The 18,039-nt window shown below is 53.7% G+C and carries 19 protein-coding genes, 3 tRNA genes and 1 pseudogene; 8 read left to right on the top strand and 15 right to left on the bottom strand.

Going from position 1 to position 18,039, the window contains the following annotated elements:
- Nucleotides 1-44: 44 nt before the first annotated feature.
- From B9K09_RS22560 to B9K09_RS10900, 3 genes are all read right to left on the bottom strand, one after another.
- Nucleotides 45-422: a hypothetical protein gene (locus tag B9K09_RS22560; protein WP_157699343.1), complete on the bottom strand. Its 378-nt coding sequence runs from the start codon at nt 420-422 to the stop codon at nt 45-47.
- A gap of 118 nt (nt 423-540) precedes the next feature.
- Nucleotides 541-1,182 carry a BRCT domain-containing protein gene (locus B9K09_RS10905; protein WP_087516827.1) on the bottom strand — a complete coding sequence of 214 codons (642 nt, stop codon included), beginning with the start codon at nt 1,180-1,182 and terminating at the stop codon, nt 541-543.
- A gap of 42 nt (nt 1,183-1,224) precedes the next feature.
- Complete coding sequence (locus tag B9K09_RS10900; protein ID WP_087516826.1) at nt 1,225-1,452, bottom strand: hypothetical protein; 228 nt, start codon at nt 1,450-1,452, stop codon at nt 1,225-1,227.
- 36 nt (nt 1,453-1,488) lie between these two features.
- On the opposite strand from B9K09_RS10900, the pseudogene B9K09_RS10895 reads away from it, so the two are divergent.
- Nucleotides 1,489-1,980: pseudogene (locus B9K09_RS10895) on the top strand (integrase); the annotation flags it as partial.
- A 100-nt stretch (nt 1,981-2,080) separates the two neighbouring features.
- Here the strand turns inward: B9K09_RS10895 and B9K09_RS10890 are convergent.
- The 6 genes from B9K09_RS10890 to B9K09_RS10865 form a co-directional block, all read right to left on the bottom strand.
- Nucleotides 2,081-2,154, bottom strand: a tRNA-Cys gene (locus tag B9K09_RS10890).
- 40 nt (nt 2,155-2,194) lie between these two features.
- A tRNA-Gly gene (locus B9K09_RS10885) sits at nt 2,195-2,270 on the bottom strand.
- Between the two features lie 67 nt (nt 2,271-2,337).
- Complete coding sequence (pgsA, locus tag B9K09_RS10880; RefSeq protein ID WP_087516824.1) at nt 2,338-2,898, bottom strand: CDP-diacylglycerol--glycerol-3-phosphate 3-phosphatidyltransferase; 561 nt, start codon at nt 2,896-2,898, stop codon at nt 2,338-2,340.
- Between the two features lie 30 nt (nt 2,899-2,928).
- The gene (gene uvrC, locus B9K09_RS10875) at nt 2,929-4,767 is read right to left on the bottom strand and encodes an excinuclease ABC subunit UvrC (protein WP_087516823.1); all 1,839 of its coding nucleotides are present in this window, start codon (nt 4,765-4,767) and stop codon (nt 2,929-2,931) included.
- A complete protein-coding gene (uvrY, locus tag B9K09_RS10870; RefSeq protein WP_087516822.1) occupies nt 4,754-5,398 on the bottom strand; it encodes a UvrY/SirA/GacA family response regulator transcription factor in 645 nt (214 codons plus the stop codon). Before uvrY ends, uvrC begins: the two co-directional genes overlap by 14 nt.
- A 154-nt stretch (nt 5,399-5,552) precedes the next feature.
- Nucleotides 5,553-5,640 (bottom strand) — tRNA-Ser (locus B9K09_RS10865).
- 194 nt (nt 5,641-5,834) lie between these two features.
- On the opposite strand from B9K09_RS10865, the gene B9K09_RS10860 reads away from it, so the two are divergent.
- The 7 genes from B9K09_RS10860 (at nt 5,835) to B9K09_RS10830 (ending at nt 10,105) form a co-directional block, all read left to right on the top strand.
- A complete protein-coding gene (locus B9K09_RS10860; protein WP_087516821.1) occupies nt 5,835-6,503 on the top strand; it encodes a Bax inhibitor-1/YccA family protein in 669 nt (222 codons plus the stop codon).
- A gap of 112 nt (nt 6,504-6,615) precedes the next feature.
- Entirely contained in the window at nt 6,616-7,008 is a 393-nt protein-coding gene (gene tusD / locus B9K09_RS10855) for a sulfurtransferase complex subunit TusD (protein WP_087516820.1), read from the top strand.
- Nucleotide 7,009: 1 nt separating this feature from the next.
- A complete protein-coding gene (gene tusC, locus B9K09_RS10850; protein WP_087516819.1) occupies nt 7,010-7,366 on the top strand; it encodes a sulfurtransferase complex subunit TusC in 357 nt (118 codons plus the stop codon).
- On the top strand, nt 7,366-7,665 hold the full coding sequence (gene tusB, locus B9K09_RS10845) for a sulfurtransferase complex subunit TusB (protein ID WP_087516818.1): 300 nt from the start codon (nt 7,366-7,368) through the stop codon (nt 7,663-7,665). Before tusC ends, tusB begins: the two co-directional genes overlap by 1 nt.
- A complete protein-coding gene (locus B9K09_RS10840; protein ID WP_087516817.1) occupies nt 7,662-7,997 on the top strand; it encodes a TusE/DsrC/DsvC family sulfur relay protein in 336 nt (111 codons plus the stop codon). Before tusB ends, B9K09_RS10840 begins: the two co-directional genes overlap by 4 nt.
- Nucleotides 7,994-8,992 carry a glycosyl transferase family protein gene (locus tag B9K09_RS10835; RefSeq protein ID WP_087516816.1) on the top strand — a complete coding sequence of 333 codons (999 nt, stop codon included), beginning with the start codon at nt 7,994-7,996 and terminating at the stop codon, nt 8,990-8,992. The genes B9K09_RS10840 and B9K09_RS10835 overlap by 4 nt, the downstream gene beginning before the upstream one ends.
- Before the next feature lie 111 nt (nt 8,993-9,103).
- On the top strand, nt 9,104-10,105 hold the full coding sequence (locus tag B9K09_RS10830; RefSeq protein WP_087516815.1) for a glutathione S-transferase family protein: 1,002 nt from the start codon (nt 9,104-9,106) through the stop codon (nt 10,103-10,105).
- A 22-nt stretch (nt 10,106-10,127) separates the two neighbouring features.
- Here the strand turns inward: B9K09_RS10830 and cysG are convergent, their stop codons facing one another.
- The 6 genes from cysG to ftsK form a co-directional block, all read right to left on the bottom strand.
- The gene (gene cysG, locus B9K09_RS10825; RefSeq protein WP_087516814.1) at nt 10,128-11,537 is read right to left on the bottom strand and encodes a siroheme synthase CysG; all 1,410 of its coding nucleotides are present in this window, start codon (nt 11,535-11,537) and stop codon (nt 10,128-10,130) included.
- Nucleotides 11,538-11,631: 94 nt separating this feature from the next.
- Nucleotides 11,632-12,912 carry a serine--tRNA ligase gene (serS, locus tag B9K09_RS10820; RefSeq protein WP_087516813.1) on the bottom strand — a complete coding sequence of 427 codons (1,281 nt, stop codon included), beginning with the start codon at nt 12,910-12,912 and terminating at the stop codon, nt 11,632-11,634.
- A 167-nt stretch (nt 12,913-13,079) separates the two neighbouring features.
- Nucleotides 13,080-13,454: a fluoride efflux transporter CrcB gene (gene crcB, locus B9K09_RS10815; protein ID WP_087516812.1), complete on the bottom strand. Its 375-nt coding sequence runs from the start codon at nt 13,452-13,454 to the stop codon at nt 13,080-13,082.
- Nucleotides 13,454-14,776: a replication-associated recombination protein A gene (locus tag B9K09_RS10810; RefSeq protein WP_087516811.1), complete on the bottom strand. Its 1,323-nt coding sequence runs from the start codon at nt 14,774-14,776 to the stop codon at nt 13,454-13,456. The genes crcB and B9K09_RS10810 overlap by 1 nt, the downstream gene beginning before the upstream one ends.
- Before the next feature lie 19 nt (nt 14,777-14,795).
- Nucleotides 14,796-15,422 (bottom strand): outer membrane lipoprotein chaperone LolA, encoded by a 627-nt coding sequence (gene lolA, locus B9K09_RS10805; protein WP_087516810.1) that lies wholly within the window; start codon nt 15,420-15,422, stop codon nt 14,796-14,798.
- A gap of 86 nt (nt 15,423-15,508) precedes the next feature.
- Nucleotides 15,509-17,881, bottom strand: a complete 2,373-nt coding sequence (gene ftsK, locus B9K09_RS10800; protein WP_177408722.1) for a DNA translocase FtsK — start codon at nt 17,879-17,881, stop codon at nt 15,509-15,511.
- Nucleotides 17,882-18,039: the final 158 nt, after the last annotated feature.

Raw genomic sequence — 18,039 nt, 5'->3', positions numbered from 1 at the left:
AAGACCAAACGCTAAAAAAAATGACCAAACCGGAATCAACTTAATTAATCGCTAAACACATGAAACCCAAAAGTTATAAATGCAACCGGCCATAATAAATTACCCACATCTCCCTCTCCTATCCCAGACAAAGGAATAAAACCCACAGTAAGACAGCACAACCCAACACAAGCACGTATTGTTTTAATATAGGCGGACAAATAAAAAGTAGCGAAATCACATAATTGAACAACCCCTGAAACGAACAGAACCTGTAAAACAAACATTGAAATATAAGCAGGCCAATATAACAATGTTTTATCAAGGGGCAGTTCCGAAGAAGTCAGCAGCCCATAACTTGAATAAACTGCTGCAGCGAATAGCGGCATTATTAAAAGCCTCGCGTTACGTTGAAGCGTCTCTAATGCTGGATTTGTGATCACCCTCTCCCCCTTTGATCAAATAAATTTTGATAAATTATTATTTATTTTCTTGCAGCTTTATATTTTTATAAACTCTGAACTTATGAAAATCTCTCAACAAGTTCACTATTCTTAATATTCACAAACCAAACATCGCCTGCTGCCAGCTCCCTTCGCTGACAATGGCAATCGGTACACCGGCCTCGCGGAGCTCTACGGCTCTCATTATTTTTAGGCCGTAGCTGCTGTGTCGCCATTGCTCATTGCCGACACTGCCTATCACGAGATAGTGAGTTTTTTTGTTTACACCACCCCCAATTAGCCCGCCGCGCTCCTCAACTAGCTTCTGGCACTCCTTGCGAGGACCAAAAGCCATCGTTCCTGTGAACACAAACACGCGCCCGCTCCACTCTAAAGCAGGTGCAGGTGAACACAGTGGCAAATCATTGGAGGCAGCAAAAGTTGGCTTGGCGTTAGCCTTCGCTAGCTCAAGCCCACCGAACTTACGAAGTATGCTTAGTAGGTCAGCTGCTTCGTCGTCATCTAGAGCACCGTCCTGGAGCATTAGACCAAGACGCTGGTAAAGCAGGTTGATCACGGGATCATCAAGATGAACCAAATTTGCGTCTAGCCATGACTGTAGAAACTTAGCTTCATCCAGCGTCACAACGCCGTCCGAAACGATCCCAGCAGCCAGACCTGACAGAGCGTCAGCCGCCCTGCGATCCATTCGGGCGGAATTAAAAAAGCGGCTTTTTTCGAACTCTTGATGTAGATCCATCTCTTCGCCCAATCCTGTTGACGCGTTCCAGATAGGAACACATTAGGACGAACGGTTAAGCGCGGCAACTGCGACAGCCAATTCCTCTAACTTATTTTCGATAACTGTCAGTCGTTGTTTGTCTTGAATGGAGTCGATCAACACACGCTGATCGGCCTCACCTAAGCTGCGAAACAACTCTAGTACGGCCTTCTCTTGTGCAGTGTTACCACTCAACAAGCCCTCACCCTTCTCACCTGAGATCGAGTTTTTCTCGCTATTGCGCCACATCGGGCCATCGCCTGTTAGTAGCCAATCGAGGTTCACTCAATGGATCTGGCCTACCTGACTGGCCAGCGTCCAGCTGATGCGCTAAAACCAGTTGTCACAGACCTCTGCGAGGATTACTTGCAAGTTGACCAGGGCAAAACGGGTAAGCGCCTGCGCATCCGCTTGCACGACGGCAACCAGCTTACGGGCTTGGGCTCATTCATCGCGGGGCTAATCGAGCGGCGAATGCTTGCAGGCATCAAAACCAGCACGCTAATTACCAACCAGAAAGGTTTGCGGCTGAGCAAGCCAATGCTGCGTAATCGTTGGGATGAAGCCAGAGCGCGCGCCGCAAGCGCAGCTGATGCTGCTGGTGACCTGGCCCTTGCTGAACGAATACGCCAGTTTCAGCTTCGGGACATCAGGCCCAAGGCAGCAACAGAAATTGAAAGCCTCACAGAGGCAAGCAAGCTACTTGGGCACACCAAAGAGGAGATCACAAATAGGGTTTACCGGCGCCTTGGCGAGATCGTAAACCCCACAAAATAACGAGGGGTTACGGAAACGGCCCCCAAAAGTTGCGGAAACTACAGCCATTCACGAAGACATAAAAAAGCCCCGCAAGCTAGACGCTGCGGGGCTTTCTATTTGGAGGCTGAGGTCGGAATCGAACCGGCGTTCACGGATTTGCAATCCGGTGCATAACCACTCTGCTACTCAGCCTTGAAACTAAACGGGCCGCTATAAACGGCCCGTTAAAAACTGGAGCGGGAAACGAGACTCGAACTCGCGACCCCGACCTTGGCAAGGTCGTGCTCTACCAACTGAGCTATTCCCGCTTGTCGTGTTGACGGGCGCCATTCTATATGTTCCGCGCCCGGCGTCAACCCCTTGATTCAAAAAAGTTTATTTCTTTTCGGTCGAGGGGCTGAGATGCGGCCATGCGGCCATTAAGTAGTGCACCATCGACCATAAAGTGAGAATCGCCGCAACGATTAACAAGCCATAACCAAAAGCCACCCAAGCGGTCATCAGCGGTGGATTGGCCAGCAAAATCACCAATGCAACCATTTGCGCTGCAGTTTTCCACTTGCCCAAATTAGACACTGCCACATGCGCTCTCGCGCCAATTTCAGCCATCCATTCGCGCAGAGCTGAGACAACAATTTCACGACAGATAATCACTGCCGCCGCCAAGGTCAGCCACAGATTGTGGTGCTCCGCGACCAGCAGCACCAATGCCACTGCAACGCTTAGCTTATCGGCCACCGGGTCAAGAAAGGCACCAAACGGGGTGCTCTGCTGCCACAGGCGCGCCAGATAGCCGTCCAGCCAATCTGTCACTGCCGCCACGGTGAAAACCAGGCTTGCAGCCCAATAGCTCCACGAGAACGGTAGATAGAACAGCAATACAAAAACAGGAATCAGCAGTACACGAAGTACCGTAAGCAGATTGGGGATATTCATCAGCACAACTGTTCAGGGTGAGCCAGCATTCTACTCGCTGTGCAATGCCGCATAAATGAGCTCTGCAAGCTTTTTGCTAATGCCGGGGGATTTAGCGATTTCCTCAATACTCGCACGCGACAACTCTTGCAGGCCACCGAAATGATTCAACAGTTCGCGCCGACGCTTTGGCCCAACTCCGGCAACCCCCTCCAATGTTGAGGTACGCCGCGTTTTACCGCGACGCGCACGGTGACCCGTAATCGCAAAACGGTGAGACTCATCACGGATTTGCTGAATCAGGTGCAGCGCGGGCGAGTTACCCGGCAAGGTAAATTCATGTGCCGCATCATTGAGATACAGGGTTTCCAAGCCAGGCTTGCGCGTGGTGCCTTTGGCCACGCCAAGGAGGATCAACTCCGGTACAGCCAACTCCTCGAGCACTTCACGAGCCATTGCCAACTGACCTTTACCGCCATCGACCAACAGGATGTCAGGCAACTTGCCTTCACCCTCTTTGATCTTGCTGAAACGACGCGTCAGCGCCTGATGCATGGCTGCATAGTCATCACCGCCGGTAATGCCTTCAATGTTGTAGCGCCGGTAATCCGACTTGAGCGGACCCTCGGGGCCAAACACCACGCACGAGGCAACTGTCGCCTCCCCGCTCGAGTGGCTGATGTCAAAGCACTCAAGCCGTTGTGGAATCTCATCCAGCTTGAGCGCTTCAGCGAGAGCCTCAAAGCGCGCAGCGACATGCTGACGATTTGCCAGTCGCGCACTCAGCGCTTGCTCGGCATTGGTCACAGCCAATTGTTGCCAGCGCGCACGGGTCGCCCGAACGCGGTAGCTGATTGCAAGTTCGCGCCCGCGAGACGCTTCGATCGCAGCAATTAACGTCGGATAGTCTTCATTGTTGACGTTGACGATCAACTCCGTCGGCAGGTCGCGCTCGTGGCTGCCCAGGTAATACTGCGACAGAAACGCCAGCATCACTGCCGTGCTGTCTTCTTCAATGGCGACCTGCGGGAAGAAATTCTTGCTGCCAAGCACCCGACCGCCGCGCACGGTAATCAAATGAACACAGGCTCCGCCGGGCGTAACAATGCTGGCGACCACATCGACATCACCTGTACCGCCTTCCATGCTTTGCTGGTCTTGCACGCGGCGCAGCAGCGATATTTGATCGCGCACTTCTGCTGCACGCTCAAAATTCAACTCACTTGATGCCTTTTGCATCGCCGATGACAGCTCATCAGTCAGGGCATTGCTGCGCCCTTCAAGAAACATTACCGAGTGGCGAACGTCTTCAGCGTACTCTTCAGGCTCAACCAGGCCGACACAGGGCCCTTTGCAACGTTTGATTTGATACTGCAAACATGGCCGCGTACGGTTTTTGAAGTAACTATCCTCGCACTGGCGCACCAGGAAGGTTTTCTGCAACAGCCCCAGACTTTCACGAATCGCGCCTGCGCTTGGGTACGGGCCAAAGTAACGCCCTTTAAGCTTCTTTGCGCCGCGATGAATGCTCAACCGCGGAAACTGGCCATCCGAGAGAAAGACATAGGGATAGGACTTATCGTCACGCAGGAGGATGTTGTAAGGCGGTCGCCACTCCTTGATAAGCGTCTGCTCGAGCAGCAACGCCTCGGTCTCATTGGCGGTAATTGTAGTTTCAACTTGCGCAATCTTTGACACCAGCGCAGCCGTTTTAGGCGCTAAACCGGTTTTGCGGAAGTAACTGGAAAGACGGCTCTTGAGATTTTTGGCCTTACCGACATACAGCAGCTTGCCATCGGCATCGGACATCCGGTAAACCCCGGGACGCCCGCTGCACGTGGCTAGAAAAGCGCTGGAATCAAACGCTTTGGAATTGTTACTGGGATGCATCGACCATGCCGTGACGAACAGCCAGCAAAGCCAGTTCAACGTCGCTGGTAATCGCTAGCTTTTCAAAAATGCGATATCGATAGGTGTTGACCGTCTTCGGCGACAAGCACAGCTTGTCCGAGATGATCTGCACTTTTTGGCAGCCGGCAATCATTAACGCGACCTGAATTTCACGCTCTGAAAGCAAATCAAACGGTGAATTGCTGCTTTGCGGCTGAAACGACTTCAACGCAAGCTGCTGTGCAATTTGCGGGCTGATATAACGCTGCCCGGCAAATACCATGCGAATGGCCTGAACCATTTCATCCAGCGCAGCGCCCTTGGTCAGGTAGCCAGAAGCCCCTGCTTGCAGTAAACGCGTTGGAAATGGGTCTTCTTCACAGGCGGTAACGGCAACCACCTTGACGTCAGGATTACTGCGAATCAGCTTGCGCGTCGCTTCCAGACCGCCAATACCCGGCATCTTGACGTCCATAAGGATGACGTCAGGTTTGAGCTCGCGGGTTTTAATAATTGACTCTTCACCACTTTCAGCTTGACCGACTACTGCAAGACCGTCGATATCAGCCAACATTCTGCTGATTCCGGTACGAACCAAGTCATGATCATCAACCACTAGCACTCGAATCAATGGAACACCTCGCTAAACTTGCCGCATGATACAGCGGTCCATTTGATTGTTTTAAGCGGCTGCCCTGCCTATTAAGCGTGTGCGCTATCACTAGCGTGGTGAATCGCTGTCAAAGAGCAAGCGCCGTGTTGGCGCTTGCTCTCTCACAAAAAGATGGCGGAAGCGTAGAGATTCGAACTCTAGGACAGTTTCCCATCGACGGTTTTCAAGACCGTTGCCTTAAACCACTCGGCCACGCTTCCAGTATTGCATATGCAGTTCTGTTTAAGATCAACACATTAACTCATGTTAATGCACTTCTCCCTGACTGCGGGCGGCAATCTTACCCGAACGAAACACGCTGTCAAACTCTCTGAAGCGTTTTTTTTCAACACAATGCTAATATCGGTGTCAGTATCGCTTATAGAACCAATGGTTTTTTATTAGGAGTGAGGCCATGCAACAGCAAAATTACGCAATCGACAGCTCGCAGGTCGAGCAGCAGGAAGTAAGCCGCGTATTACGCAATACATACGGCTTGTTAGCGATCACGCTGGCTTTCAGTGGCTTGGTTGCTTTCTTGGCTCAGCGCGCCAACGTCGCTTACCCCAACATTTTTGTTGTATTGGTAGGCTTCTACGGCCTGTTCTTCCTTACGGCAAAACTGCGCAACTCGCCTTGGGGTTTAGTTTCGACCCTGGCGTTGACTGGTTTCATGGGATACACCCTGGGCCCAATCCTCAACCGCTATATGGGCATGGCTAACGGCGCGGAAGTTGTCAGTTCGGCATTTGCCATGACCGCCTTGGTGTTTTTTGGCTTGTCCGCCTATGTACTGACCACCCGCAAAGACATGAGCTTCCTCAGTGGCTTCATCACTGCTGGTTTCTTTGTCCTGATCGGTGCGATGGTTGCTAGCTTCTTCTTCCAGATTAGTGGGCTGCAACTGGCGATCAGCGCTGGTTTCGTGCTGTTCTCATCTGTTTGTATCCTGTTCCAGACCAGTGCAATCATCCATGGTGGTGAGCGCAACTACATCATGGCAACCATCAGCCTGTATGTGTCGATCTACAACCTGTTCATCAGCTTGTTGCAGATCTTCGGCATCATGGGCAGCGACGACTAATTCGTCTGCGGTTGCAAAAAGCCCGCTTTATGCGGGCTTTTTCGTTTCTATAGCGAGCATCTTGAGGCGCCACGCTTTATCATTCGTGCAGATTTAACTGACTGGCCCTGCTATGAAATTCGCCATCGCATTGTTTTCAGCGCCGCATCAACCCTCCTCTCGCCGCGCCCTGCGCTTTGCCCAGGCCGTAATTGCCGAGGGACACGAGATCGTTCGGCTGTTTTTTTATCAAGACGGCGTATTCAGCGCATCAAGCACCGTGGTCAGTGGCCAGGATGAAGTTGATATAGCGCGAGAATGGCGTGAGTTCGTTGCACAACAGCAACTCGATGGCGTGGTGTGTATTGCCGCAGCATTGCGCCGTGGCGCACTGAATGACGAGGAAGCGCAGCGTTATTCACGCTCAGCAGCTGTGATTCAAGCGCCTTGGCAACTGTCCGGATTGGGCCAGTTACATGAAGCCGCTCAAGTGGCCGACCGTTTAATCTGCTTTGGGGGCGCCTGAAGTGAAGTCTTTATTGATCATCAATCGTCAAGCGCCTTGGTCCGGGCCTGGTGCCCGTGAGGTATTGGATATTGCCTTGGCTGGCGGTGCATTCGATCTGCCTATTGCTATGCTGTTTCTTGATGACGGCGCATTGCAACTCAAACCGCAACAGCAACCCACGACCCTGCAACAGAAAGACCTGAGCGCTAACTTGCAGGCACTGCCGATGTTTGGTGTCGAGTCGCTCTACGTATCGGCGCGCAGCTTGGCTGAGCGCGGCATGTCGCCAGACTCAATCGCAATGCCAGCTGTGGTTTTGACTGACTCTGAACTTCGCGCACTTATTCAGCGCTACGATCAAGTGGTTACAATCTGATGTCTACCTTACACGTACTCTCAGACTCACCCTTCACTGATGCCAGCCTCAGCAGCTGTTTGCGGCTGCTAGGCGAAACCGATGGCCTGCTGCTCTGTGGCGATGCTGTATACGCCCTGCTTGCCGATACCGCACAATTGCAAGCACTTGAACTGATACCTGACACAATCAAGCTATATGCGATTGAAGAAGATGTCGCGGCACGTTCGATCACTGCTCCTCCACGCGCACAAATCATTGATTACCCTGAATTTGTTCGCCTCAGCATGCAGTTCGCCAAGGTCAATAGCTGGGTATGACTGAGTTGACGGTTGAAGGTCGCAACATTGCCTTGGATAAAGACGGTTACCTGTGCGAGCTGAGCGACTGGTCTGAGCCGGTTGCGGCTGCACTGGCGCAACGGGAAGCCTTAACGCTGACTGATGAGCACTGGCAGATAATCAAATTGCTACGTGAGTTCTACGCCGAGTTTCAGCTATCGCCGGCCAATCGCCCACTGATCAAGTATGTAGCCCTCAAGCTCGGCCCCGAAAAAGGCAACAGCCTGCAGCTCAATCGATTATTTAATGGCACCCCAGCCAAACTTGCCGCCAAGCTGGCGGGCTTGCCTAAGCCGACGAATTGCTTATGAATTTACAAACTCCTGCTGAACACCCTTTCGCCCAATTCGTGCGTATCCTCGGCAAAGGCAAACGCGGGGCACGCAACCTCACCCGTAGCGAAGCCTATGACGCGATGGGCATGTTGCTTGACGACAAAGTTGAAGACACCCAGCTCGGCGCCTTTTTAATGCTGCTTAGGCACAAAGAAGAAAGCGCTGAAGAGATGGCAGGCTTTGCCCAGGCCGTCCGTGAACGCCTGAATGCGCCACAAATAGCCGTGGATATCGACTGGCCTAGCTACGCCGGAAAAAAACGTCATCTGCCCTGGTACCTGCTAGCTGCTAAAGCACTTGCAGCCAATGGCGTACGCATCGTCATGCACGGTGGCGGCGCCCACACCGCGGGCCGCTTGTACAGCGAACAACTGCTGGCTCAACTCGATATTCCACTGTGTCGCTCATGGACCGAGGTTGATGACGCACTTGAGCAGCATTCGCTAGGCTTTATTCCGCTTGGCGATTGGGCGCCGCAACTGCAAAAAATGATCGATCTGCGCAATACCCTTGGCCTGCGTTCTCCTATTCATTCACTAACGCGGATTCTCAATCCATTAAGTGCACGCTGCGTCTTGCAGAGTATTTTTCATCCGGGTTATCAAGCCGTGCACCGCGAGGCCAGCCAGTTACTGGGGGACTGCGCCATCGTGATCAAGGGTGAAGGCGGTGAAATCGAAATCAATCCAGATGCCACCAGCCACCTTTATGGCACCGCTGATGGGCTGAATTGGGATGAGGACTGGCCCGCGCTGTCAGCTCAACGCCACGTTAAACCAGAAAATCTTGAGCCTGAATATCTCGCTAGTTTTTGGCGCGGTGAAGTCACTGACAGTTACGCGCAGATGGCGGTTATCAGCACCATAGCCTTGGCCTTGCGCGGGCTTGGCGCAACGCGTGAGCAGGCCTTTGAGCGTGCAGAAACATATTGGGAAGCCCGAAACACATCTAATCAATCGATCTTAATCTAAGATTTTTTGCGGCTTTTCATCGATTTACTCAAGCTAGACTGTGACCATCACTCACTAAGGCAAGCAAGGCAGCTATGTACTCTGCCTTGCTTGCAGCGAAGGACATAGATCATGGGTTTGTTAGTCGATGGCAAGTGGCAGGACCAGTGGTACGACACCAAAGACGATGGCCGCTTCGAACGAGAGAGCGCTAAGCGCCGTAACTGGATTACAGCCGACGGCAGTGCTGGACCAAATGGCGACAGCGGCTTCAAGGCTGAAGCGGGCCGTTATCACCTGTATGTCTGTTTAGCCTGCCCTTGGGCGCATAGAACCTTGATATTGCGCCAACTCAAAGGCCTTGAGTCGTTGATTGACGTGTCCGTGGTCAGTTGGTTGATGCGCGAAAACGGCTGGACCTTTGATAAAACCACCGGTTCAAGCGGCGATAAACTCGACGGCCTGGAGTTTCTGCATCAGCGCTATACACGTGACGACCCACAATACAGCGGTCGAGTAACAGTGCCGGTGCTTTGGGACAAGCAAACACAACGAATTGTCAGCAACGAATCTGCGGAAATCATTCGCATGTTCAACAGCGCATTCAATCAACTGACCGACAACAAACTCGACCTCTATCCGCAGGCACTGCGTGGCGAAATCGACGCGCTTAATGAGCGCATCTATCCAGCCGTGAATAACGGTGTTTATCGCGCGGGCTTTGCCACCACACAAGACGCTTACGAAGAAGCCTTTGATCAGCTGTTTGCAGAGCTTGACGCACTCGACACGCTACTTGGGCACAAGCGTTATCTGGCGGGCGAATACCTGACCGAAGCCGATTGGCGCTTGTTCACCACAATGATTCGTTTCGATTCGGTATACCACGGGCACTTCAAGTGCAACCTCAAGCGCATTGAGGATTATCCGAATCTATCTAACTGGCTGCGTGAATTGTATCAATGGCAAAACATTACGCCGACGGTCGATTTCGAGCACATCAAGCATCATTACTACGCCAGCCACAGCACCATTAACCCAACGGGTATAGTGCCTAAAGGCCCAGCTCTTGGTCTACAACGCGCACATGACCGAGCGCGCCTGCCGGGCAAAGGTATCTACAGCGGAGATTAAAGCCAGTCGATTGAAGTGCTGCTCAGGCTTTCGTCTGAGCAGCTTTAACTTCACCCCCCTCAAACCAGGCCAGCTTCTCGCGTAATTGCACCACCTCACCGACGATAACCAGCGTCGGAGCGCGAACCGCATGCTCGGCAACCAACTGCGGCAAGTCAGCCAAAGTGCCGGTATAGACCCGCTGATTCTGCGTTGTGCCCTGCTCGATCAGCGCGGCTGGCGTGCTTGCTGCACGACCATGGGCGATTAATTGCTGGCAAATCACCGGCAGACCGACCAAGCCCATATAGAACACGAGCGTCTGACTCGAAGCGGTTAACTCAGTCCAGGGCAAATCGCTGCTACCATCTTTCAAATGACCGGTAACGAAGCGCACGGATTGAGCATGGTCACGGTGCGTCAATGGAATCCCGGCATAGGCCGCGCAGCCACTGGCCGCAGTGATACCCGGTACGACTTGAAAAGGAATGCCATTGGCCGCGAGCTCCTCGATCTCCTCGCCACCGCGGCCAAAGATAAACGGATCACCACCTTTGAGCCGCAATACTCGTTTGCCTTGTTTGGCTAAATCGACCAACCGCTGATTTATCTGCTCTTGGGGAACCGCGTGATCAGAACGCTGCTTGCCAACATAGATACGTTCAGCATCGCGCCGACACAGCTCGATAATGGCGGGTGCGACCAAGCGGTCATAGAGCACCACATCAGCTTGCTGCATCAAGCGCAAGGCACGGAATGTCAGCAGGTCTGGATCACCAGGGCCGGCACCGACCAAATACACTTCACCAAGCATTTGCGGTGCTGCACCGGCGACTTTCTCGGCCAGCAGGCGCTCACCTTCATGCAGTTTGCCTGCGAATACACTCTCGGCAACCTGCCCCTGAAACACATCCTCCCAAAAGACCCGGCGCTGCTGGACATTCGGAAATAGGGCTTTAACCTGAGCGCGAAATTTTTTCGCCAAACCGGCCAATTGACCGTAAGTCGATGGAATCCAGGTTTCGATCTTGGCGCGAATCAGCCGCGCTAACACTGGAGCATCACCGCCACTGGTAATCGCCACGATCAAGGGCGAGCGATCAACAATGGCCGGAAATATCACACTGCACAATGCCGGCGCATCCACCACATTTACCGGGATGCCCAGCGCTTGAGCCTGCGCCGAGATTTGCGCATTAAGCGGTTCATCATCCGTAGCGGCAATGATCAGGGTTACGCCTTCAAGGTCTTCTGCTTGATAACCGCGCAGCAGCAACTCGCCACCGCCCGCCTCGACCATTTCGCTGAGTTCGGCGCGAATATCTGGAGCGACTACACGCAACCGCGCACCGGCATCAGCCAACAAACGCGCTTTACGCACCGCGACTTCACCACCCCCAACGACCAAAACCAAGCGGTCCTTGAGTTTGTGGAACAAGGGCAGAAAATCCATGACGGCCTCAACAGACAACAAATCTAAAGCGGATGCCAGAGCAGCACCCGCAATCGGTGTAGCCAGCTAGCGATTACCCGCTAGCGAGTTCAAATCAGCCGATGACGTCGATACCGCCCATGTAAGGCTTGAGGACTTCTGGCACTTTGATGCTGCCGTCGGCTTGCTGATAGTTCTCAAGCACTGCAACCAATGTACGGCCAACTGCGAGACCAGAGCCATTGAGCGTATGAACCAGCTCAGGCTTGCCTGTTTCCGGGTTGCGGTAACGGGCTTGCATGCGCCGTGCCTGGAAGTCGCCACAGTTGGAGCAAGAAGATATCTCACGGTATTTATCTTGGCTCGGCACCCAGACTTCGAGGTCATAGGTTTTGATCGCGCTAAAGCCCATATCACCGGTGCACAACGACAGCACGCGGTATGGCAGCTCAAGCAACTGCAATACTTTTTCCGCGTTTGCAGTAAGGCCTTCGAGCGCTTGCTCAGAGGTGCTTGGCTCAACCACTTGAACCATTTCAACTTTATCGAACTGGTGTTGGCGGATCATGCCGCGTGTATCGCGACCTGAGGCGCCCGCTTCGCTGCGGAAACATGGCGTATGCGCGACAAACTTGATCGGCAGCAATTTAGCGTCAAGGATCTCACCGGCAACAATGTTGGTCAGCGACACTTCAGCTGTCGGGATCAGGTAGAAGTCCGCTTCGCCTTCGCGACTAATCTTGAACAGATCTTCTTCGAACTTAGGCAACTGGCCGGTGCCCTGCAGCGCAGGAGCTTGAACCAGATAAGGCGTGTAGGCCTCTTCGTAGCCGTGCTCGGCGGTGTGCAGGTTGATCATGAACTGCGCCAAAGCACGGTGCAGGCGCGCGATGGGGCCGCGCAGCAAGGCGAAACGGGCACCGGATAATTTTGCCGCCGTTTCGAAATCCAGCCAGCCATGCTGCTCACCCAGAGCAACGTGATCCTGAACCGTGAAGTCGAACGCTTTAGGTGTGCCCCAACGGCGTACTTCAACGTTGTCGTCTTCGTCTGCACCAACAGGCACCGACTCATGCGGCAGGTTGGGCAGGTTGAGTAAGATGCTGTCCAACTCTACCTGGATGGCATCCAGCTCGCGCTTACCTTGCTCCAATTCGCTGCCCATGCGATCAACTTCAGCCAGCAAAGGCACAATGTCTTCGCCGCGCTGCTTGGCCTGACCAATCGACTTGGAGCGAGCATTGCGCTCAGCTTGCAATTGTTCGGTACGGGTCTGCAGGGTCTTGCGCTGCGCTTCAAGTTCTTCAAAACGCGCTACATCTAGCTGAAAACCGCGAGTGGCAAGGCGCTGAGCGACTTCTTGAAGTTCGGTGCGCACCAATTTGGCGTCGAGCATGCTGATATCTCAATACAAAAGTGTGAATTGCATGGCCTAAGCCATGAGACAGAATGAGGTGAAGTTTAAGGGTTCACGGCGCCGAGTGCTAAGCATCTGCTACAAAAAGTAGTCATTCGCGTGACTGCACTGACAAAAAAGCATGGTAATCGCTCAAATAAGCCCGCTTACATGCGCGCCAAGGACAACCCAGCCCACGCAGCCAACAAGCCACCAATCAAACTCGCCGCCAGATAACCCATAGCAATCGCCGCCTGACCGCCCTCAATCAAACGCAGGGTTTCCAAGCTAAATGATGAGAATGTCGTCAAGCCACCCAGTACGCCAACAGTGATGCCGGTACGTAACTCAAGCGGAATATCGGTGCGCAGCATAAATAGCCCGCTTAGCAGACCGATCAGAAAGCAACCGATAATATTGACACTAAAAGTGGCCATATAAAAATGCTGCGGCCAGTTACGCTGCACCCAAACACTGGTTAAAAAACGTAGAGAACTGCCCAGCGCACCACCTGCTGCAACGGCTGCGACTATCTTGATCATCACTCTCTCCGCTTACGTGAGCTGGCCGCATCCTGCGCCGCTAAATGTTTGAGTTTGTCGCCAATTTTCAGTTCAAGGCCACGCGGCACCGGCTGGTAATACTGGCGCGGCTCAAGTTGCTCAGGGAAGTAGTCTTCGCCAGCTGCATAAGCATCCGGCTCATCATGGGCGTAACGGTATTCATCGCCATAACCGAGTTGCTTCATCAGCTTGGTCGGCGCGTTACGCAGATGCAGCGGCACTTCCATCGAACCGTTTTCGGCCACATCACGCATGGCGGCCTTGAACGCGCTGTATACCGCGTTGCTTTTGGGCGCACAGGCCAAATAGACAATTGCCTGGGCAACCGCCAGCTCACCTTCGGGGCTGCCAAGACGCTCCTGAACGTCCCAAGCGGATAAGCAGAGGCTGAGTGCACGCGGATCAGCATTGCCAATGTCTTCGCTGGCCATGCGCACCACGCGCCGGGCGATGTACAGCGGATCACAACCGCCATCGATCATGCGCGCATACCAATACAAGGCACCATCTGGGCTGGAGCCGCGCACTGACTTATGCAGTGCGGAAATCTGGTCATAGAACGCCTCGCCACCCTTGTCGAAGCGTCGACGGCTATCACCCAGCAGGTCTTGCAACAATTCAGGGGTGATCACCCCGCCGTCATCGGCCAAGTCTGCGGCGTTCTCAAGAAAATTAAGCAGACGTCGACCATCGCCATCAGCGGCAGCCATCAGGATTGCGAAGCTGTCGTCAGGCAAGCTCAATTGACGGTCAGCCAAGCCTTTGGGGTCATGCAATGCGCGATCAACCAGCTTGCGCAACGCGGTTTCATCCAGGCTTTTGAGCACATAAACCCGCGCCCGCGAGAGCAATGCGTTGTTCAGCTCAAACGATGGGTTTTCAGTGGTCGCACCAATGAAAATCAGGGTGCCGTCTTCAACGTAAGGCAGAAACGCATCCTGCTGCGATTTGTTGAAGCGATGGACTTCGTCGACAAACAGGATGGTTTGCCGACCATATTGCGCGGCGTGTTGCTGGGCAACCTCGACCGCCTGACGAATCTCTTTAACCCCTGAAAGCACCGCCGAGATGGTTTCAAAGTGCGCATCAGAAACCTGAGCCAACAAACGGGCCAAGGTGGTTTTGCCCACCCCTGGCGGCCCCCAGAAAATCATCGAGTGCAGCGCGCCCTGCTCCAACGCCTCGCGCAGCGGCTTGCCACGGGCGAGCAAGTGCTCCTGACCGACATACTCATCCAGCGTCGCTGCGCGCAGGCGAGCGGCCAGAGGTTGAGCAACAGGTGCCTTGCGAAACAAATCCATGGGGGCGCGTTACAACCTCTTACTCTTGGATGACGTCTGCACCTTCAGGCACTTCAAAGGTGAACTCGCTTTCCTTGATTGGCTGATTCATCTTCACATTGAGGAACAAGATGTTGGTGCGCTGGCCAATGCTGTCAATCAGCTGCATGTCATTGAGCACGCCACTACGAAAGGACAGGCGTAGGTTATCGAACAGCGTGTCTTTGGATTTAGGTTTTAATGTGAAATCAACTACGTTGCCCGCCTCTTTGTAACTGATGGCGAAGCTTTCGCTGATTTTTGATACATCACCGGAAAGTAAAAGCGCTGGCGTATGGGTCAAGCGCTGATCCATTTCCTGGATCGTCACTTGCTCCAGGTCTGGATCGTACAACCAGACCTTTTTACCGTTTGAGACCAGCAACTGCTCCTGCGGCGCATCGGTGTGCCAGCGGAACAAACCAGGGCGCTTGAGGGCTAATTCACCGGCCGTTTCTTGTAGCTGGCTACCGCTGCCATCGAGGGTCAGTTGAGAGAACCGAGCCGTGATGGTCTGTGCTTGATTGAGCAGTTCAGTCAGGCGCTTAACCGCAGCGCTTTCATCAGCCACAGCATTGAGGCAGGTCAGACTCAGCACACTCAGTAACAACATGCGAAAAAGGCGCATGGGACTCCTTAAAATTCGGTTTAACCACAGTTTCGGCGTCTCTGAAAAATCTAGCGCGTGGGCTAGTTTCTCAGAGACGCCTCAGATCAGTCGCGAACAGGGCTTGGCGCTATAACTTCACGAGAACCGTTGGTGCTCATTGAGGTTACGACACCGGCGTTTTCCATTGATTCGATCATCCGAGCAGCACGGTTGTAACCAATCTTAAGCTTGCGTTGTACCGCAGAGATTGACGCCCGACGGCTTTCGGTCACGAAGCGTACGGCCTCGTCGTAAAGCGGATCATCCTCGCTATCATCACCGCCTTCGCTGCTGCCTTCAAAGCCACTGCCAGACTCTTCAACGCCAGCCAGAATTTCTTCGATGTAGTCCGGCGTGCCACGTAACTTCCAGGCTTCAACCACGCGGTGAACTTCATCATCAGACACAAATGCACCGTGTACGCGAATCGGCAAGCCAGTGCCCGGCGGCAGATACAGCATGTCACCATGGCCCAGCAATTGCTCGGCGCCGCCCTGGTCAAGAATGGTCCGCGAGTCGATCTTGCTCGATACTTGGAACGCCATACGCGTTGGGATGTTGGCCTTGATCAAACCGGTGATCACATCAACCGATGGACGCTGCGTCGCAAGAATCAAGTGAATACCTGCAGCTCGGGCTTTCTGAGCGATACGGGCGATCAACTCTTCAACCTTCTTGCCGACGATCATCATCATGTCGGCAAATTCGTCGACCACCACCACAATGGTTGGCAGTGGCTTCAGCAGTGGCGCTTCGTCTTGCATGTTCTCGCGGCGATACAGTGGGTCCGGGATCGGTGTGCCCGCCTCGATTGCATCTTTAACCTTGCGGTTAAAGCCTGCGAGATTACGCACGCCCATCTTCGACATCAGCTTGTAGCGGCGCTCCATTTCCGCAACGCTCCAGCGCAGCGAGTTGGCAGCCTCCTTCATGTCGGTTACCACCGGGCAGAGCAAGTGCGGAATGCCCTCATAGATCGACAGCTCAAGCATTTTCGGGTCAATCATGATCAAGCGCGCCTCTTCAGGCGTCGACTTGAACAGAATTGACAGGATCATGGCGTTTACACCGACCGATTTACCGGAGCCCGTGGTACCGGCAACCAGCAAGTGCGGCATCTTCGCCAAATCGGTGATGACTGGCTTGCCACCGATGTCGTGACCCAATGCAAGCGTCACTGGCGACTTGGCATCGTCGTATTCCGGGGAGGACAACACCTCGGAGAAGCGCACCATCTGGCGATCTTCGTTCGGAATCTCGATACCGACGGTGGTCTTGCCAGGAATGACTTCAACCACACGAACACTGATCACCGCCATCGAGCGGGCCAAGTCTTTAGCCAGATTGGAGATACGACTGACTTTGACCCCAGCAGCGGGCTGGATTTCGAAGCGGGTAATCACCGGACCTGGATGAACCGACTCGACTATCACTTCAACGCCAAACTCTTTGAGCTTGATTTCGACCAGTCGCGACATCGCCTCCAGCGACTCAGGTGAAAACTGCTTTTGTACCTTTTCCGCAGCGTCGAGCAATGAGATCGGCGGCAAGGTACCTTCAATCGCGCTATCGACAAACAAAGGCGCCTGCTTTTCTTTCTGTACGCGCTTGCTCTGCTCAGGGACAGCAGGCGCTGAAGGCGGAGTGATGATCGGTGCTGGGCGTCCTTCACGGGCGCTCATGTGCTTGTTCAGCGAGTCCTCACGCTCGATCATGCGCTCTTTAGCTTTAACCTGGTCGCGACGATCGCGGGCCACAGGCGCAGCCACTTCAGCCACGCGCTCATCCACCTCACGCAACTGGATACGCAACTGCTTACGCTCAGCGCGCGCACTCCACCAGCGATTGGCCAGGCTTTGGATGAGTTCAATCAAATCCAAGGTGATTTTGCCGGTCAGGTCCATGACCTTAAACCACGACAAATCGGTAAATATGGTCAGACCAAAGAGGAATAAAGCGATCAGCAGCAACGTGCTGCCCTGCACGTTTAAAGCGTTCTCCGCCAACTGACCAACGCTTTCACCCAATGCACCACCGGATGAAGCAGGCATGCTGTTGCCTACAGGGAAATGAATATAGGCCAGTGCCGCACCAGAGAGCACCAAAAACACCAAGCCAATCAGGCGCCAAGAAAACAACCAGCCGCTCCACTGCCAAGGCTCATGCCGCGCACGGAATACCTGCAAGGCTTTAACCCCAAGCAACAGCGGGAAAAGGTAAGCGAAATAGCCAAGTGCCATAAACAAGATATCGGCCGACCATGCGCCAGCGCGACCCGCAGCATTTTGTACCTGCGAGACATTACTGGTGTGGGTCCAGCCTGGGTCGTTCGGGTCGTAGGTGAGCAAGGCCATCCAGACGTACAGGCACAGTGCTCCGAGGGCAATAAGCGCCCCTTCCTTGAGTCGATACGGCAGTTGCTGGCGCCACATGGGCATTTGGGCTGTAGGGCTAGTTTTCTTCAAAACGCATCTGTTCCTGTGCTATTAGCCTGTAATCCGGCCAATGGCGTGTTATGGCTTATCTACCTATTGTACGGGTTTACCGGCGCTACGCCATGCTCCATGCAGGTTTGCGCGTGGTTTTGTCGCAGACG

This window comes from Pseudomonas sp. M30-35, assembly GCF_002163625.1.
Classification (GTDB): Bacteria; Pseudomonadota; Gammaproteobacteria; order Pseudomonadales; family Pseudomonadaceae; genus Aquipseudomonas.
The sequence above is the reverse complement of the archived record's forward strand: the minus strand, read 5'-3'. Positions and strand labels throughout refer to the sequence as shown.

Excerpts from the sequence above, each read along its gene's own strand:
- B9K09_RS10905 (WP_087516827.1), bottom strand. The coding sequence starts at position 1,182 with ATGGATCTACATCAAGAGTTCGAAAAAAGCCGCTTTTTTAATTCCGCC.
- B9K09_RS10900 (WP_087516826.1), bottom strand. The coding sequence starts at position 1,452 with ATGTGGCGCAATAGCGAGAAAAACTCGATCTCAGGTGAGAAGGGTGAG.
- pgsA (WP_087516824.1), bottom strand. The coding sequence starts at position 2,898 with ATGAATATCCCCAATCTGCTTACGGTACTTCGTGTACTGCTGATTCCT.
- uvrC (WP_087516823.1), bottom strand. The coding sequence starts at position 4,767 with ATGCATCCCAGTAACAATTCCAAAGCGTTTGATTCCAGCGCTTTTCTA.
- B9K09_RS10860 (WP_087516821.1), top strand. The coding sequence starts at position 5,835 with ATGCAACAGCAAAATTACGCAATCGACAGCTCGCAGGTCGAGCAGCAG.
- tusD (WP_087516820.1), top strand. The coding sequence starts at position 6,616 with ATGAAATTCGCCATCGCATTGTTTTCAGCGCCGCATCAACCCTCCTCT.
- tusB (WP_087516818.1), top strand. The coding sequence starts at position 7,366 with ATGTCTACCTTACACGTACTCTCAGACTCACCCTTCACTGATGCCAGC.
- B9K09_RS10840 (WP_087516817.1), top strand. The coding sequence starts at position 7,662 with ATGACTGAGTTGACGGTTGAAGGTCGCAACATTGCCTTGGATAAAGAC.
- B9K09_RS10835 (WP_087516816.1), top strand. The coding sequence starts at position 7,994 with ATGAATTTACAAACTCCTGCTGAACACCCTTTCGCCCAATTCGTGCGT.
- B9K09_RS10830 (WP_087516815.1), top strand. The coding sequence starts at position 9,104 with ATGGGTTTGTTAGTCGATGGCAAGTGGCAGGACCAGTGGTACGACACC.
- cysG (WP_087516814.1), bottom strand. The coding sequence starts at position 11,537 with ATGGATTTTCTGCCCTTGTTCCACAAACTCAAGGACCGCTTGGTTTTG.
- serS (WP_087516813.1), bottom strand. The coding sequence starts at position 12,912 with ATGCTCGACGCCAAATTGGTGCGCACCGAACTTCAAGAAGTCGCTCAG.
- crcB (WP_087516812.1), bottom strand. The coding sequence starts at position 13,454 with ATGATCAAGATAGTCGCAGCCGTTGCAGCAGGTGGTGCGCTGGGCAGT.
- B9K09_RS10810 (WP_087516811.1), bottom strand. The coding sequence starts at position 14,776 with ATGGATTTGTTTCGCAAGGCACCTGTTGCTCAACCTCTGGCCGCTCGC.
- lolA (WP_087516810.1), bottom strand. The coding sequence starts at position 15,422 with ATGCGCCTTTTTCGCATGTTGTTACTGAGTGTGCTGAGTCTGACCTGC.
- ftsK (WP_177408722.1), bottom strand. The coding sequence starts at position 17,881 with ATGCCCATGTGGCGCCAGCAACTGCCGTATCGACTCAAGGAAGGGGCG.